Here is a 16,094-nt window from a genome sequence, read left to right on the forward strand (position 1 = left end):
CTCAGCGACCCGCAACCGCAGGACTGAAGGGGTAGCGCCGTCGTTGTGCTGCCGCAACCGCAGCGCCCACGTCGATCACGTGCGGGCCATCCCGGTTGACAGTGACATCGGCTCGCTCGCCTCGGCCCAGCACGATCTCGCGTTCCCCGTCCAGCGTCAGCACGCCCGGACCCGACAGCGTGACCGGCTGGCCGAAGCGAAATCGCTCGCAGTGCGCAATGTCGATGTCGGCATAGTTGCCGGGCATCACAGCCGCTCGGATGTGTCTGTCGCTCGGTACGTACCGTGCATTCGAGGACGCACACCCCAAGCGGACATGCACCCCACCGGCTTCGTTCCTGCCGACCGCTGCGACGGCCGCAGCGATGGCCGAGAGTCCGACCGAGTCCGGCTCGGCGATGGCAGCCACGATCTCGCTGACCGATGCCTGATCCCAAATGGCGCGTGCTCCCACGAACGCACCACGCACCAGGCACACGTCGACCAGCGCGACCTCGGCGCTGCGGCTCCCCTCCACCGTGACGTCGATGATCTTCGCCTGGGTGGTCACCTCGGCCGTATCGGCATGGCCGCTCGCCACGGCGCCTGCGGCGAAGCCAGCGACGGTGGCCTCCAGTTGGAACGGGAAGACGTTGTTGGTGCCGACTGCCAGCGGCACCAGCGGGGCTGCTCGCCAGCCCGTTGCGACATCACGCTGGGTGCCGTCGCCGCCGAGCGCAACGATCGCCCCCACGCCCTCGTCACGAAACTGTGCAGCTGCCAACTGCGAGTCACGCCCGGTGTGCCAGCCGTGCGGTTCGGCCACCTCCACCGATCCGGGCACTTCCAGTCCCGCCAGCGCACGTTCCCCCAGCCGTGCCCGGTCACCGCTGATCAGCACACGCTCGGCGCCGCCCTCGATCGCACCCACCACGGCGCGCCGTATCGCGCCGATCTTGACGGCGTCCGAAATCGGGGTTGCCCCTGAGGTCAACCGCCTGATGTCTTTGCCGGCCAGCGGGTTGGCAACGATTCCGACTGCCGGGCCGACCGCCGAGTCGGCAGCGTCGCTCACGCGGCTGCGAGAGCCCGGATCCGTTCGCCGATCATCTCGGCGTTGGGAACCCATTCCTTCTCGAGCACGGGGCTGAACGGCACCGGGCTGAATGGTGCGCCGACGCGCTCGATCGGAGCATCCAGGTAGTCGAAGGCTTCCTCGGCGATCTGGGAAGCGATCTCGCCGCCGAGGCCGCCGAACCGAACCGCCTCATGCACCACGGCGACCCGGCTGGTTCGCTGCGCCGATTGGATCACGGTGTCCATGTCCAGCGGCTGGAGGGTGCGCAGATCGATGACATCGCACTCGATGCCTTCTGCGGCCAGCGCATCTGCCGCCGATGTCGCCTCGTGCACCATGCGGCCGTAGGTCACCACGGTGACGTCGTCGCCCGGTCGCACAACTTCCGCCGTGCCCAAGGGAATCTCATACAGGTCCTCGGGAACCTCGCCTTTCAGTCCCAGCAGGCGCTTGTGCTTCACGAATACCGTCGGGTTGTCGTCGCGAATGCACGAGATGAGCAGACCCTTCGCGTCGTACGGGTTCGACGGCATGACCACCTTGAGCCCCGGAATGTGGCACAGCATCGCCTCGAGGCTCTGGCTGTGCTGGGCCGCCGCTGACAGCCCGGCTCCGGCGCTCGTCGTGATCGTCATCGGCAGCGTGGCCTTGCCGCCGAACATGTACTTCAGCTTTGCCGCCTGGTTCACGATCTGGTCCATGGCCACGAGCATGAAGTCCATGAACATCACGTCGACGACCGGGCGAAGGCCGCTCACTGCCGCCCCAGTGCCGAGGCCCACGATGGCCTGCTCGCTGATCGGCGTGTCCACGACTCTCATGTCGCCGAAGCGCTCGTTCAGCCCTCGGAACGAGCCGAACACTCCCCCGGCTCGGCCGACGTCCTCGCCCGCCACGAAGACGTCCGGATCGGCGTCCATCATCTGCGCCAGCCCCTCGGTGAAGGCAGCTCCATAGGCGATGCGGCGCTCCTCGGTGTCGATTGGGGGTGTCATGCGGTGGCTCCTGAGTACGCGGCCTGTGTATAGACGTCGACCAGCAGGCTGTCGGGATCGGGCAGCGGGCTCTCCTCGGCAAAGGCGATCGCAGCTTCGATATCTGCCTCTGCAGCGGCGTGCACTGCTTGGGCGCCGTCGGCGTCGAGCACACCGGCAGTTGCCAGCCGATCCTCGAACAGCTCGATCGGGTCTCGCTGCTTCCACTGTTCGAGCTCGTCGTCGGACCGGTATTTCATGCCGAGGGTCTGCACTCCGTGATGGTTGTAGAAGCGGTAGGTCTTGGCCTCGATGAACGAGGGCCCCTCGCCCCGGCGAGCCCGGCCGACCGCCTCATTGGCCGCTTCCCACACGGCGACCACGTCCATGCCGTCCACGATCGCCCCGGGCATGCCGTAGCCGGCGGCGCGGTCCACCACATCGGTGATGGCCATCGTGCGGTCACGAGGCGTGAACTCGCCGTACTCGTTGTTCTCGCACACGAACAGCACCGGCAGCGACAGCGCAGCCGCCATGTTGGCGGCCTCATGGAATGCGCCGATGTTCGAGGCGCCGTCGCCGAAGAACACCACCGAGACCCGGTCGCTTCCCCGGTACTTGTTGGCGAAGCCGGCGCCTACGGCGATCGGCACGCCGCCGCCCACGATGCCGTTCGCACCGAGCATGCCCAGGTCGAGATCGCAGATGTGCATGGAGCCGCCCTTGCCCCCGCAGTAGCCGGTGGCCTTGCCCATCAGCTCGGCCATCATCCCGCCGTAGTCGCCTCCCTTGGCCACCAGGTGCCCGTGCCCTCGGTGGGTCGAGCTGATCTGGTCGTCATCGTCGAGGTTGGCGCACACCCCGGCGGCCACGGCCTCCTCCCCCACGTACAGGTGCAGGAACCCGGGCAGCCGGTTCTGCTCCGCGAGCCGGCCGGCGGCTTCCTCGAAGTGGCGGATCCGCACCATGCGCCGGTGCAGATCCAGCAATGTCCCTGGACTCGGATCCATGCGAACCCCCTCGTGGCACGGCTCCAGCGCGCTTCACACTAGTTCTGGGCCGGTGCGCCGATCACGGCCGCACGCGGCCGTTCTCTTGCCACGGCGAAGTCAGCGATTCCGTCGCTGCCACAGGCGACGCGTAGTGTGGCCCGGTGGCTCCCGAACCAGATGCATCTCCGACTTCCGAACCCCGTTCGATTCATCCCAGCGGGCCCGATCCAGGCATCGGGCGCGGCGGCCTGCGCTCCGCAGCCTGGTTCGACATCGAGGGCGATCCGCTCATGTCGGCGCTGTACCTCGAGCGCTACGCCAACTATGGATTGACACGCGAAGAACTCCAGTCGGGCAAGCCGATCATCGGCATCGCCCAGACCGGCTCAGACCTGTCGCCGTGCAACCGGCACCACCTCGAGCTGGCCAAGCGGGTGCGCGAGGGCATCCGCGAGGCGGGAGGCATCGCGTTCGAGTTCGGCGTGCATCCCATCCAGGAGACCGGCAAGCGGCCCACCGCTTCGCTCGACCGCAACCTGGCATATCTCGGCCTCGTCGAAGTGCTGCAGGGCTACCCGCTCGACGGCGTGGTGCTCACCATCGGCTGCGACAAGACCACGCCGGCGTGCTTGATGGCGGCCGCAACCGTGAACCTGCCGTCCATCGCACTGTCGGTCGGTCCGATGCTGAACGGCTGGCACGAGGGGCGCCGCACCGGCTCGGGCACGGTCGTGTGGAAGGCGCGGGAGCTCTACGCGGCCGGCGAGATCGACGACACCGGGTTCATCGATCTGGTGGCGTCCTCGGCGCCGTCGGTCGGCTACTGCTCCACGATGGGCACCGCCACCACCATGAACTCGCTCGCCGAGACGCTGGGCATGCAGCTGCCGGGCTCCGCGGCGATCCCTGCCCCGTATCGCGAGCGGGCGCAGATGGCGTACCGGACTGGTCTGCGCATCGTCGAGATGGTGCGCGAAGACCTTCGACCGGCGGACATCATGACCCGCGAAGCGTTCGAGAACGCCATCGTGGTGAACTCCGCCATCGGCGGGTCCACCAACGCCCCGATCCACCTCAATGCGATCGCCGCTCACCTCGGCGTGCCGCTCGACAACGACGACTGGCAGAAACACGGCTTCGCAGTGCCGCTGCTGGTGAATCTCATGCCTGCCGGGGAGTACCTCGGCGAGGACTATCACCACGCCGGCGGTGTGCCCGCGGTAGTCGGCGAGCTGATGCGTGCCGGGCTGCTGCCTCACCCCGAGGCGCTGACCGCCAACGGTCGCAGCATCGGCGAGAACTGCGCAGACGCCGCGATCATGGACACCGATGTGATCCGCGCTGCGGCAGAGCCGCTCCTTGCCGACGCAGGTTTCATCAACCTGTCGGGCAATCTCTTCGACAGCGCCATCATGAAGACCAGCGTCATCTCCGACGAGTTCCGCCAGCGCTACCTGTCGAACCCCGACGATCCCGACGCCTTCGAGGGCCGCGCCATCGTGTTCGACGGGCCGGAGGACTACCGGGCCAACATCGACAATCCCGAACTCGGGATCGACGAGCACTGCATGCTGTTCGTGCGCGGCACCGGCCCGGTCGGCTACCCCGGCGGCGCCGAGGTGGTCAATATGCAGCCGCCGGCAGCGCTGCTGGTACGCGGCGTCCACTCGCTGCCGTGTATCGGCGACGGTCGCCAGTCCGGCACGTCGGGCTCGCCGTCGATCCTGAACGCCGCGCCCGAAGCCGCCGTCGGCGGCGGCCTGGCGCTGCTGCGCACTGGCGACCGCGTCCGGATCGACTTGCGGCGCGGCAGCGCCGACATGCTGGTGGATGACGACGAGCTGGCCCGGCGCCGCGCCGAGTTGGACGACGCCGGCGGTTACCCGGTGCCGCCGTCGCACACCCCGTGGCAGGAGATCCAACGAGGGATCGTCAGCCAGTTCGACGAAGGCATGGTGCTGCGCCCGGCAGTGAAGTACCGGGACACCTCGCGCACGCACGGCACACCGCGCCACAACCACTAGCGGCCGGATGACGACACCCGGCGTGCCAGAACGGTCTCAGCGATGATCTGGGCACTGCTGGCGCTGCTGGCGGGATTGGTCCTGCTGGTGGTTGCCGGAGACCACTTCGTGGCAGGTGCATCACGCCTGGCGACGGCGCTGCGCATGCGACCGGCCGTGATCGGCGCAGTGGTCTTGGGATTCGGGACCTCTGCCCCAGAGATGGTCGTGTCGGCGCTGGCGTCGATCAACGACAACCCGGCGTTGGGCGTGGGCAACATCGTGGGTTCGAACGTCGCGAACCTGAGTCTCGGCCTCGGCGTGGCGGCGCTGCTGATGCCGATCCCGTTCTCCCGCACCGCGCTGCGAAGGGACGTCCCGTGGTCGGTGGCGACCGCCGCCATCTTCGCGGTGCTCGTGATGGACGACTACCTCAGCCGGCTCGAAGGCGGGCTGCTGGCAGCGCTGATGGCGATCACGCTGGTGTGGCTCATCCGCACGTCGCGTGACGACGAGCGACTGCCCGATGCGGATGGCGCTCCCGGCTCGACGGCACGCGATGCCGGGGCCGCGTGGCGCAATCTGGTGCGGGCGGTCCTGGGCCTGTGCGGGGTGATCATCGGTGCCCAACTCGCTGTGGAGGGCGCCATTGCCCTTGCCAAGCATTGGAACCTGAGCGGCGGGTTCATCGGCTTCTCGATCGTGGCACTCGGCACGTCCCTGCCGGAGGTGGCCACCGTCGTGGCGGCGGCTCGCAAGGGCCATACCGAGCTGATCGTGGGCAACCTGTTCGGTTCCAACGTCTTCAACAGTCTCGCCGTGGGCGGGGCAATGGGGCTCGTGGGCGCCGGCGCCATCGACGATCCCTCGCTGACGGGCCTAGGCATCGGGGCGATGATGGCCGTGGTCGTGCTGGCCTACCTGGGCGCCCTGGTGGGCAAACGCGCCGGACGCATCGACGGCGTCGTGCTGCTGGGCATCTACGTCGCCACCATGATCCTGCTCGGCACCGGCTAGCAGGCTGCGGCCCCTACATTCGTGATCGTCGGCGCGGTTTCACGGTCATTACCGATACGCGATCAGCGCGCTGCGCCAGCGGCACGAGATCCTTCACATCCTCGGTGAGCACGGTGCCGCCAGGCTCGGCGAGAGCGACGAGCATCGCGTCAATTGCCGATCCGCAGCCGGCTTCGGTCCTCAGCTTTCCCGCCCGATGAGCTTGCGACCGCGAAATCTCCTCGACTACTGCACAGTTATTCAGCAATCGATGGACAGGCACATCATTGCGTTCCCTTCCCGAGAAACTCTCGGCAAGCACGATCGTCGGGACGATGGGCGGCCAGAGTTGGTTATCAACAAGTGCCTGGATGTCCTCCAGTGCCTGCTCACGGCCATGGGCGATGTGCGACACAGCCCCAGAATCAAGAACGAGAACGCTCACTCGCGGGAGCTCGCTTCGCGGACCCGCTTGATGCCGTCCACCAAAGCACGGGAGCGTCGCCGGTGCTTCTCCGATGGCTCACCGACTTCGGAGCGCAACTCGGCCAAGTACTCTTCGGTCTTTGCGAGCAGTGCTCGACGCTCTTCGTCCGGTACTTCGAGCGGATGCCTCTCGTCCACGTCTTCCGTGCCAAGCGCCGTTTCGACGTCACTGTGGCCAGCATGAGCTTCGCCCGCAGCTGCTTGCTGGGCGGCAGTCTTCGCAACGGGATTCGGCGCCGGCGGTGCAGCTGGGGCGAATTGACCACCCCGCTTGGAGCCTTTCGGGTGTCGGCGCTGCACCATGCGCCTGACAGTACTCAGTGTTCTACGACTAGGGCACTGTATTTTCTTCGGGCGATGCATCAGGTCTGCGAGAGGGCATGACTGATTGACTGTGCGCGTCTGACTTCGACGAGTCCGGTGGGTTTCATCTGCCCTCACCCGAGGTGCAGCGCTGCCAGATCCACAGCAGCACGATGCCGATGAGCGAGCACGCCGCCGACGCATAGAAGGCGCCGACTGTGGCACCGACGAGCCACGCCGAGACGCCCAGGATCGGCCCGCCGATTCCCGCAGAGAGCTCGAAGAACATCGTGAACGTGCTGACGGCTCGCGCACGTTCGTTGGGCGGCACGCCGTCTACTGCGGCGACCATGAGCGCCGGATAGAGCAGTGATCCTCCCAATGCCAGCACCACGGTTCCCGCATACAGCCCGAACGGCGTCACGAAGGTGCCCATGATGACCATGCCGAGCGCCGCCCCGAACAGCGCCACCGTCGCAGTCTTGGTGGTTCCGAGCCGGTCCGGGAGCTTGCGGCCGAGGACTCTCAGAACCAGCACGAGCATCCCGTACAGGAAGAAAACCGTCCCGTAATCGCCGAGATCCTTCTCGACCGCCAGTTTCGGCAGGAAGCCCTGCAACGCCGGGAAGATGATGATTCCCATCGCCAGGATCACTCCGGGCCAGACGGCGTGCCGGTAGAACAACCGGCTCATGACGGTGGCCCCCTGGTCACCGGACGCGGCGACGCTCGCTGGGCCCGGAGGCTCGTCGGCACTCCTCACCTCGAACACCGTGGGCTGAGCGATGCTCGGCAGTTGACGGGCACCGAAGGTCGTCCCGCTGGAATCTGACGAGATTGCCTGGCCGCTCGGCGCCGGAGTTGGAGCCGGGCTCGGAATCAACAGCGATTCCTCCCGGGGCAACAGCATCCCGATGGCCGTGGCAGCCAGCATCAGCGTGCCCGACACGACGAACGCCACATCGAAGCCGTCGAGCGCTGTGGAGGCGTCGCCCCACGCTCGCGCAGCCTCCCCGACGCCTGGGCCGATCGCCATGCCGCCGTAGATCGAGACCGAGAACCAGCTCAAGGCCTCGCCGCGCCGATGCTCCGGTGCAAGGTCGCTCACCATCGCAGCGCTGCCGACAAAGAAGGCGCCTTGGAATGCCCCGATCAGCAAGCGCATGAGCAAGATCACGGCGTAGGTGTCTGCCCACACGTGGCCATAGGTCGTGAGGGCGGTGAGCAGGCAGCCCGACACCACCAGGAACCGTCGACCCTTCTGGTCGCCGAGGATGCCGATGGTCGGCCGCGCGGCAATCGCAGTGACAGCGAACACGCTGATCGCAAAGCCGACAGCCACGTCCCCGCCGCCGGTCTGTTCGACTACGAGCAGAGAGATCAGCGGCAGCAGTGTCGAGAACGAGACAGCCGAGCAGAAGGCGCTCAAGTTCAGGATCAGGAACGGAACGCTGAACAGGCGCGTGGGCTCGCCAAGGGGCGGAGCGGCGGGTGCCGCTGTGAACGTCGTCTGCGACATGGGGCCCTGGCCTCGTTGACGCTGAGCCCGGAATTCGATGCGGGCGGGCGGGTTCCGGTGCGCCATGCTAGGGGCGATGCTTGAATCGCTGCGGGGAATTTCCAGTCGATGAGTGCTGCGATGAACGCTGCGACGTCTGTCGTGCGCGGGGCGTGCCATCACGACTGTCCCGATACCTGCGCTTGGGAAGTCACGGTGCGCGACGGCGTGGCCGTGAACCTGCGCGGCGATCCCCGCCAGCCGTTCACTGACGGCCAGCTCTGCCCCAAGGTGAACCCGTTCCTCGATCGCGTGTATCACCCGGATCGGCTGCTGCGGCCCCTACGACGCGTCGGACCCAAGGGCGAGGGCCGGTTCGAGCCGGTCGACTGGGATGCCGCGATCACCGAGATCGCCGACCGGATCGGCACCGCCGTCGCGCAGCATGGTGGCGAGACGGTGCTGCCGTACTCACTCGACGGCACCCAAGGGCTCGTGCAGAAAGGCGTGCTGGCCGATCGGTTCTTCGCAGCGCTCGGGGCCACGCAGCTGAACCGGCACATCTGCGGTGTGACCGCCTGGCACGGTGCTGCGGACGTGCTCGGCGTGCCGCTCGGCGCAGATCCCACCGAGATCGCGAGCGCCCGCACCATCGTACTGTGGGGTACCAACACGCTGCTCACCAACCGCCACCTGTGGCCGTATGTGGAGCAGGCTCATGGCAACGGCGCCAGCGTCATCGTCGTCGACCCGGTCTCCACGATGACCGCTCAACGCTCCGACTGGCACGTCCAGCCGCGCCCCGGCACCGATGTCGCGCTCGTGCTGGGCATCATCGGCGTGCTGGACCGGGACGGTCTCATCGACGAGGAGCGTGTGAGGGCTGCCGCTTCGGGTTGGCCCGAACTGCGTGCCGAAGCCAGGGCGCTCAGCCTCGACAGTGCGGCCTCGATCACCGGTCTCGCCGAAGCCGACATCATCTCGCTGGCTCATCGCATCTCACACCAGCAACCCGCTGTGCTGCGTGCGCTCATCGGCATGGAACATCGTGAGCACGGCCAGGATATTCACCGCGCCGTGGCCGCCTTGGCGGTCGTGTCGGGTTCGGAGTACATGCGCTCCACGCAGGTGTACTTCGACACGGCATTTGCCGACATCGTGCCGCCGCCGGGGCCGCAGCGGACCGTCAACATGTCAGCCCTCGGTGCGGCGCTCACAGATGCCACCCTGCAACCGCCGGTCACCGTGCTTGTGAACTACGGCTGCAATCCGGCTGCTATCACGCCCGACCAGAACCGAGTGCTGGCGGGCCTTGAGCGCGACGACCTGTTCACGGTGGTGATCGAACAGTTCATGACTGATACGGCTCGATATGCCGACATCGTGCTGCCCACCACCACCCAGATCGAGCATCTCGACCTGATGAACGCGTGGGGCCATCTCTACGTGTCGCTGAACCTGCCGGCCATCGAGCCGCTCGGCGAGTGCCTGCCGAACACAGAGATCTTCCGGCGACTGGCCAGCGCGCTGACCCTCGACGCATCCGGCCTCGCCGACAGCGACGAACAGATGGTGCGGGACCTGCTCGCGAGCGGCCACCCCTGGCTCGACGGCATCACCTACGAACGGCTCCAGCGCGACGGCTGGGCGCGGCTGGCAGTGCCAGCGGGCTGGTCTGCGCTGACCGATCGGGAGGTTCCCCTGGCACCCGCTTCCCCTCCAGGCTCGGGCACCGAGACGGACGCTGGTGATCTGGAGTCTGCGCCCGCGGGCCGCCCGGCCCCGCCGTCGGGGCAAGATGCCGGCAGCGGTGCCGTGGCGCGATCCCGCTCGCTTGGCCCGCTCCGGCTCGGCCCGATCCGCTACCGGCCTGCTGCTGAGTCGGCGGACGGAGATGCCAATCTCGCCGAGCGCTATCCCCTGGCGCTGATGTCGCTCAAGCAGCACCAGCGCTTCCTCAACAGCCATTACGGGGGCTTCGAGCACCACCTGCCCGACCCGCCCCATCCCCGCCTCGACATCAGTGCCGCCGACGCCGAGGCGCGTGGCATCACCGGAGGCGACCGGGTGCGCGTCTACAACGGCCGCGGCGAGCTGTTCACCAACGCCGTCATCTCCGACCGCCTGCAGCCCGGTCTGGTGACGATGCCCTTTGGCTGGTGGGCGGGCGACGCCGACGCACGCACGGTCAACGTGCTCACCAACGCGGCAGTCGGCGGCGACGATCCCGACGTCGGCTCGGCTGGGTTCCATGACACCCTCGTCGAGGTGGAACTTGCCCCCGATGAGCGGCAGACAGCCAACGGTCCATCCTCGTAGCCTGCGATGGCGATGAACGTCGCTCAACTGCTCGAGCGTTTCCCTCACGACGACGCCGTCGTGCTGATCGACCGCTCAGCCACACCGCCCGAGCAGATCACTGCGTCCGCGCTGCGTGAACGAGCTCTGCGCTGCGGCGCGGGCCTCGCTGGCCGAGGCCTGGCGCCGTTCACCCGCGTCGGTCTGCTCGCTGCCAACTGTGGCCAGTACTACGACGTGATGTTCGGGGCCCCCGCTGCGGGGCTGGTGTTCGTGCCGCTCAACACCCGGCTTCCGGCCGAGACGCAGGCGTACATCCTCGATGACGCCGACGTGCGCCTGGTGATCTCCGATGCCGAGCACGCGCCGCTGGTGCCGCCGGACATGCCGCACATTGTCATCGGCACTGCCGAATGGGATGCCCTAGTGGCCCATGAGCCGCTGGGGGCAGCCGCCGCCGTCGACGACAACGACATCGCCGTGCAGATCTACACCTCGGGCTCTACCGGGCGGCCCAAGGGCGTCTTGCTGACGCATCGCAACATCACCTTCACCGTGCTCGAGTACGGAGCAGCGATGCCGGGCGAGGTGATGCTGGTCTCGGCTCCGCTGTACCACAAGAACGCCTCGATGTCGTCCAAGCTGGCGTTCGCAAATGGCGGCACAGTGGTGCTCCTTCCGGGCTTCACGGCTTCGGGCTACATCGAGGCCATCGAGTCCCACCGGGTCACCATGTGCTCGGGCGTGCCCACGATGTTCGCCCTGGTCACTGCTGAGATCGCCTCCCGCGTTGCGTCCGGCGGAGAGATGCCAGACCTGTCATCGGTGCAGCGGGCCTTCATCGGCTCGGCCCCGCTGACGGAGGCCCTGTACGACGACGTGCAGCGTTTGCTGCCGCACGCGGTTGTCTCCAACGGGTACGGCACCACCGAAGCGGTGCTCGAGTTCGGCCCCCATCCCGAAGGCAAGCCCAGGCCCAAGATCTCCGTCGGCCACCAGCACCCGAAGGTGGAGCTGCGACTGGTCGACCCCAACACGGGCCAGGACGGCGACGCCGGCGAGCTGTGGGTGCGCTCGCCTGGTGTCATGACCGGTTACCACAACCTGCCCGACGTCACTGCCGAGCGCCTTACCGACGGCTGGTACCACACGGGCGACCTTATGACTCGCGATGAGGACGGCTGGTTCTACTTCGTGGGCCGCGTGGACGACATGTTCGTCTGTGCCGGAGAGAACATCTACCCCGATGCCGTCGAGCAGATGCTCGAAAAGCACCCCGCGGTGCACCAGGCCGTGGTGGTCCCGGTGCCCGACGAGCTGAAGGGCCAGCTGCCGGCAGCCTTCGTGCGTGCCGAACCCGGCCGCACGCTTACTGTCGACGATGTCAAGCAGTACGCGCTTGCCAACGGTCCCGCGTACGCGCATCCCCGCCACGTCTGGATCGTGGACGAGATCCCGCTGGCCTCGACCGCGAAGATCGACCGCAACGGCCTGGTCGCCCGGGCCGCTGACCTGGTGAAGGCTGACTCCCCCTGAACAGCGAGCAGACCACTGCGGATGGCGCAGCGGAGGACGCCCCGCCACCCCACACGTCAGAGCAACGTCCTGGGCCAGCGAGTCCGACATCGAGGCTCCGCAAGCTGTGTCACAGCGCTGCACGGCTCGCGAACGAGACTCGGAACGACTGGGCTCAGCACCGCATTGCCGGGCTCTCCGCAGAGATCGCTTTCTTCGCCCTCTTGGGGCTCTTCCCTGCTGTCATCGTGTTCGCAGCGCTGCTGGGATCGCTCGATGTGCTGATCGGCCAGAGCGCGGCATCGGGCACCGAGGACTGGCTGCTGCAGCGGATCAGCGACACCTTCGGAGACCAGAACACGCTCGATGCCACCGTCGCCGACCTCTTCGACCGCTCCGATGCACGGGTGGTGACCGTCGGCATCGTCGTGGCTGCCTACGCGTCGTCCCGCGGCTTCATCGCCGTGGTGCGTGCCTTGAACGTGACACGGGGCCATCAGGGCGCTCGCAGCTGGCTGTCGACCCGTCTCGTGGGCTTCGCCCTGACATTCCTGACATTGGTGGTCGCCGTCGTGGTGGCGACCATGGTGGTCGTCGGGCCGCTGTTCGGCGGAGGCTCCGAGCTGGCGGACCGTCTGGGCGCCGGAAGCTCGTTCAGCACGGCGTGGGACTGGCTCCGCTGGCCTGTCGTCTTCGTGGCAGTCGTGGCGTGGGCAGCAACGGTGTACCGCATCGCCCCGCGCCACAAGCTCACCTGGCGGCGAGAAGTGCCGGGAGCCCTCCTGGCAACCGTGTGGTGGCTGGCCGTATCTGGCGGATTCGGTGCCTACCTTCAGCTCGCCTCCAACGGCGTCAACGCCGTCTTCGGCCTGCTCGGCGGCGCGCTCAGCCTGCTGCTGTGGCTCTACCTGCTCGCCATGGGCCTCCTCGCCGGCGCCGAACTCAACAGCCTCCTCGACCGCCACCGCCCGCTCCCGCACTCCTCAACCGAGTGACTCACCCAAGAACCACTGCTCCGGCATGAGACCCGGGTACCGGCAGGAAGTTCGACCCCAGCGAGCGTCAGCGGGCAGCCCACTAGCTGTCGGCGAGCGGATTTTCCCAGCGAACCTCTCCGAAGCGGGCGAAGTCGGTGTCGGCACTCATCACCGTAAGGCCGTGCTCAACGGCGAGAGCCGCCAGCATGGCGTCGGGGACCAGATTGGCTGTGACGTGATGACCGGTGACGAGTGCGCCGAGGATGGCAGCGGTACGTTCGGTCGCCGGAGGTATCCAGGTCGGCTCCGCGTCCAACCAAGCTCGGATGCATCCCCATGCCCGCTCAGCCGACAGAGGGTTCGCGTACACACGGGGGCTGGTGCCGATGCGCAGGAATGCCCCGAGCGACTGCCAGGGGATCCCGACCCGCCGGTCACCGCGCAGAACCGACGTGAGCCATGCGGCGGACCGCTCATGATGAGGACTGGATCTATCGGTGGCGTACAGCAACAGGTTGGCGTCGAGCAGCACGTCACTAGTCCCCGTCGAGCAGGCTCAGCACCTCACCGATGTCTGTGACATCGATCCGCTGGTCCAACTCGTACGAGGTGTGCTCATAGCGCGCTGCCGCCGCCGGTTTGGCCAGACCGTCGCGAACCAACCGGTTGACCGCCTCGCTGACCCCGATTCCCTCGGCCCGCCGCATCCCCTCGACCGCCGCCGCGACATCCGCCGCCAACGTCACCGTCGTTCGCATGCCCAGAATCTAGCATCATGATGCTCTAGCTCCAGCATTACAATGCCGATACCGACTGGAGGCTAACCGGACTCTCGGTCAACTGCCGGGCCGACATCTGTAATGTGACGGGCGAGAGGAGCCCGCACTGTCAGCGGCAGTGCCTGCGATGGCGGGGATGACTCACCGTTACATGCTCCGTCGCGGCCGGCGTTCATCGAAAACCGGGCACAGCATCGAGGCGCCAGTCGCTACCGTGGCACACATGGAGCGGATCAACGTTTCACAGTTGCGGCACAATTGCAGAGAGCTGCTCCGCCGGGCGGGTGCCGGTGAGTCATTTGAGGTCACGCGTCATGGCAAGCCGCTCGCATTGCTCGGACCCTTGCCGGATGACGACAACCCGCTGGAGCGTCTCGTCGAGCGCGGTCTCGTGCAGCCAGGTGCCCGGGGCCTGGCCGCGGCACTGAAGGAACTGCCGCCATTGCCCGCAGCCCCTCCAGGAACGCTGACAGGGAGCGAGCGACTCGCTGAGCTGCGTCAAGATGAACGGTGAGCTTTGGGTTCTTGACGCATCTGCCTTCGTCAAGCTCATCAGGCCGGAAGCCGAGTCCGCGGAACTGCGCCGCTGGGTTCAGCAGCGCCTCTTTGCGTCAAGCGCGTTGTTACGCACCGAAGCACGACGGGCCTTTGCACATGATGACGCAGCGACGCGACACCGCTGCGAAAGATTGCTCGCCGAGACGCACCTAGTCGACTTGACGGCATCGGTGCTCGACGCCGCGGGCCGAATACCTGATCGCCATCTGCGTTCTCTCGACGCCATCTATCTCGCCTCCGCCTTGGAGATCGGCGACGACCTCGCTGGCCTCGTCAGCTACGACCTCCGTCAACTCGGGGCAGCTGCGGCTCTGGACATCCCCACCGTCTCGCCCGGCGCTAACTCAGGGGGCGACTGAGCGTTTCCTCGATCTCGTTAGGTGGCCCGCGAGAGCGGAGATCTGAGCATCAATGTCGCTGGGGCTGCCAGACAGGTCGATGGCGACGACGTGAAGTCGGGTGCCTGCGTGTCGAACGGTGATCGTTGACGTGGCCAACGAGTCCTTCGGCAACTCCTGCTCGACGGCTTCGTTCTCGTTCACGTCAGCGCAATAGATGAGCGTGCCCTCAGGCAGACCCAGCGCGGTGGTGTAGGCCAGCAGTTGGTAGTAGTCGCCGTGCCGGGCGAGAGGTCCGCCGGTGTCGGCTGTGGCCGTGTTGCTGTCAGCAAGCTTGTACTTGAGATCGGCCACGCCCACGCGTCTGCCTTGACACTCGAAGACGAGATCGGGTTGGATCTGCACGAGACGTTCGTCGTCGAGGTGTGGCCGCGTCTGCGCTCGCACCTCAAGCCGACCGCGAAGAACTCGCTGGAGCCGTGCGGTCACAAAGTCCTCGAAAAGCTGATTCATGTCGAGCATGAACGCCGACGCAGCCGTGTCGCCGTGCTGGTCCTGCAGGGTGCAGTTGGCCAGGATCAGCCGAGCCAGCCGCAGTGCGGGCCGGTAGTGCTCGTTGAGCCGGGTGTACTGGATGCGGTCGAGGCGATCCAGCGCCACTGACGCTGTCGGTTCGGCCACGCCGTCGAGCGCCGCGAGCAGTCGACGAAGCCGCCGCCGATCGTCGTGAGGCACGTCAGGCACACGCAATGCCAGTCGAATTGCCGCGGTCAGGCAGCGGTTCTCGTCGACATCGGCGGTGAAGTCGTCCCAGGAACACGCCATCGGCACCAGCACGCCCCCTCGCCGGAACTGCCGCACGAAGTCGATGCGCCCCCGCAGCGCGAGCAAGTCGTCCTCCTCGTGCCGATAGTGATGGAACAGCCCTCGCGCCAGCGTGGTCTCTGCAGTGCGCGCGAAGAACGACACCAGCGCCGACAGCAACTCATCGTTGGTTGCGTAGTCGATGGCTTCGGCCTGCCAGGCCTCGGACGACAACCCCACTTCGAGCAGCAAGAACAGGTTCTCGGGCTTGATCTTCGGCCGAACGATGACCCGCAGGTCACCCAGCGAGAACGCACCTACCCACTGCCGGGTCGACACCTTCCACCAGCCGGCCTCCCGGTCGGTTGCCACCGACACCCAAGGCGTCTCCCCAAGGCGACGAGCCGTTTCGTCGTCAAGCTGCCAGCGCTCGGTGCTCCACTCATGGAGCAGGATCCGCTGACCCTCGCCCGCCTCGCGGACCATTTCGGAAGCGTCTGGGCTCACCGCACCATC

The 16,094-nt window shown here is 67.0% G+C and carries 16 protein-coding genes; 7 read left to right on the forward strand and 9 right to left on the reverse strand.

The annotated features are described in order from the left end of the window. Position 1: 1 nt before the first annotated feature. The 3 genes from ACOGW9_RS05110 to ACOGW9_RS05120 are packed head-to-tail and all read right to left on the reverse strand — an operon-like array spanning position 2 to position 3,041. Positions 2-1,054, reverse strand: coding sequence for an NAD(+)/NADH kinase (locus ACOGW9_RS05110; protein WP_419909011.1), 1,053 nt, complete (start codon positions 1,052-1,054; stop codon positions 2-4). After that, positions 1,051-2,052, reverse strand: coding sequence for an alpha-ketoacid dehydrogenase subunit beta (locus ACOGW9_RS05115; protein ID WP_419909013.1), 1,002 nt, complete (start codon positions 2,050-2,052; stop codon positions 1,051-1,053). Before ACOGW9_RS05115 ends, ACOGW9_RS05110 begins: the two co-directional genes overlap by 4 nt. Then, on the reverse strand, positions 2,049-3,041 hold the full coding sequence (locus ACOGW9_RS05120) for a thiamine pyrophosphate-dependent dehydrogenase E1 component subunit alpha (RefSeq protein WP_419909015.1): 993 nt from the start codon (positions 3,039-3,041) through the stop codon (positions 2,049-2,051). The genes ACOGW9_RS05115 and ACOGW9_RS05120 overlap by 4 nt, the downstream gene beginning before the upstream one ends. 215 nt (positions 3,042-3,256) lie before the next feature. Here ACOGW9_RS05120 and ACOGW9_RS05125 point away from each other — a divergent pair, with 215 nt between their 5' ends. Together ACOGW9_RS05125 and ACOGW9_RS05130 are read left to right on the forward strand one after the other, a co-directional pair. Next, positions 3,257-5,047, forward strand: coding sequence for an IlvD/Edd family dehydratase (locus tag ACOGW9_RS05125; RefSeq protein ID WP_419909321.1), 1,791 nt, complete (start codon positions 3,257-3,259; stop codon positions 5,045-5,047). 42 nt (positions 5,048-5,089) lie between these two features. Next, positions 5,090-6,043 carry a calcium/sodium antiporter gene (locus ACOGW9_RS05130; protein ID WP_419909017.1) on the forward strand — a complete coding sequence of 318 codons (954 nt, stop codon included), beginning with the start codon at positions 5,090-5,092 and terminating at the stop codon, positions 6,041-6,043. 13 nt (positions 6,044-6,056) lie between these two features. On the opposite strand, the gene ACOGW9_RS05135 is transcribed toward ACOGW9_RS05130, so the two are convergent. From ACOGW9_RS05135 to ACOGW9_RS05145, 3 genes are all read right to left on the reverse strand, one after another. Then, positions 6,057-6,467, reverse strand: coding sequence for a PIN domain-containing protein (locus ACOGW9_RS05135; protein WP_419909019.1), 411 nt, complete (start codon positions 6,465-6,467; stop codon positions 6,057-6,059). Next, entirely contained in the window at positions 6,464-6,646 is a 183-nt protein-coding gene (locus tag ACOGW9_RS05140) for a hypothetical protein (RefSeq protein WP_419909021.1), read from the reverse strand. Before ACOGW9_RS05140 ends, ACOGW9_RS05135 begins: the two co-directional genes overlap by 4 nt. Before the next feature lie 289 nt (positions 6,647-6,935). Then, on the reverse strand, positions 6,936-8,396 hold the full coding sequence (locus ACOGW9_RS05145) for an MFS transporter (protein WP_419909023.1): 1,461 nt from the start codon (positions 8,394-8,396) through the stop codon (positions 6,936-6,938). A 54-nt stretch (positions 8,397-8,450) separates the two neighbouring features. On the opposite strand from ACOGW9_RS05145, the gene ACOGW9_RS05150 reads away from it, so the two are divergent. From ACOGW9_RS05150 to ACOGW9_RS05160, 3 genes are all read left to right on the forward strand, one after another. Then, positions 8,451-10,628 carry a molybdopterin-containing oxidoreductase family protein gene (locus ACOGW9_RS05150; protein ID WP_419909025.1) on the forward strand — a complete coding sequence of 726 codons (2,178 nt, stop codon included), beginning with the start codon at positions 8,451-8,453 and terminating at the stop codon, positions 10,626-10,628. 12 nt (positions 10,629-10,640) lie between these two features. Continuing rightward, entirely contained in the window at positions 10,641-12,143 is a 1,503-nt protein-coding gene (locus ACOGW9_RS05155; RefSeq protein WP_419909027.1) for a class I adenylate-forming enzyme family protein, read from the forward strand. 104 nt (positions 12,144-12,247) lie between these two features. Continuing rightward, positions 12,248-13,117: a YihY/virulence factor BrkB family protein gene (locus ACOGW9_RS05160; RefSeq protein WP_419909323.1), complete on the forward strand. Its 870-nt coding sequence runs from the start codon at positions 12,248-12,250 to the stop codon at positions 13,115-13,117. A gap of 82 nt (positions 13,118-13,199) precedes the next feature. Here the strand turns inward: ACOGW9_RS05160 and ACOGW9_RS05165 are convergent, their stop codons facing one another. Both ACOGW9_RS05165 and ACOGW9_RS05170 read right to left on the reverse strand, forming a co-directional pair. Further along, entirely contained in the window at positions 13,200-13,631 is a 432-nt protein-coding gene (locus ACOGW9_RS05165; RefSeq protein WP_419909029.1) for a TA system VapC family ribonuclease toxin, read from the reverse strand. Positions 13,632-13,635: 4 nt separating this feature from the next. After that, positions 13,636-13,857, reverse strand: a complete 222-nt coding sequence (locus ACOGW9_RS05170; protein ID WP_419909031.1) for a ribbon-helix-helix protein, CopG family — start codon at positions 13,855-13,857, stop codon at positions 13,636-13,638. Positions 13,858-14,101: 244 nt separating this feature from the next. Here ACOGW9_RS05170 and ACOGW9_RS05175 point away from each other — a divergent pair, with 244 nt between their 5' ends. Both ACOGW9_RS05175 and ACOGW9_RS05180 read left to right on the forward strand, forming a co-directional pair. Further along, positions 14,102-14,392 carry a type II toxin-antitoxin system Phd/YefM family antitoxin gene (locus ACOGW9_RS05175; RefSeq protein WP_419909033.1) on the forward strand — a complete coding sequence of 97 codons (291 nt, stop codon included), beginning with the start codon at positions 14,102-14,104 and terminating at the stop codon, positions 14,390-14,392. Then, entirely contained in the window at positions 14,382-14,795 is a 414-nt protein-coding gene (locus ACOGW9_RS05180; RefSeq protein ID WP_419909035.1) for a type II toxin-antitoxin system VapC family toxin, read from the forward strand. Before ACOGW9_RS05175 ends, ACOGW9_RS05180 begins: the two co-directional genes overlap by 11 nt. Here ACOGW9_RS05180 and ACOGW9_RS05185 read toward each other — a convergent pair. Beyond that, positions 14,781-16,064 (reverse strand): McrC family protein, encoded by a 1,284-nt coding sequence (locus ACOGW9_RS05185; protein WP_419909037.1) that lies wholly within the window; start codon positions 16,062-16,064, stop codon positions 14,781-14,783. The genes ACOGW9_RS05180 and ACOGW9_RS05185 overlap by 15 nt on opposite strands. Between the last annotated feature and the right edge of the window lie 30 nt (positions 16,065-16,094).

This window comes from Candidatus Poriferisodalis sp., assembly GCF_965203655.1.
GTDB lineage: Bacteria > Actinomycetota > Acidimicrobiia > Acidimicrobiales > Poriferisodalaceae > Poriferisodalis.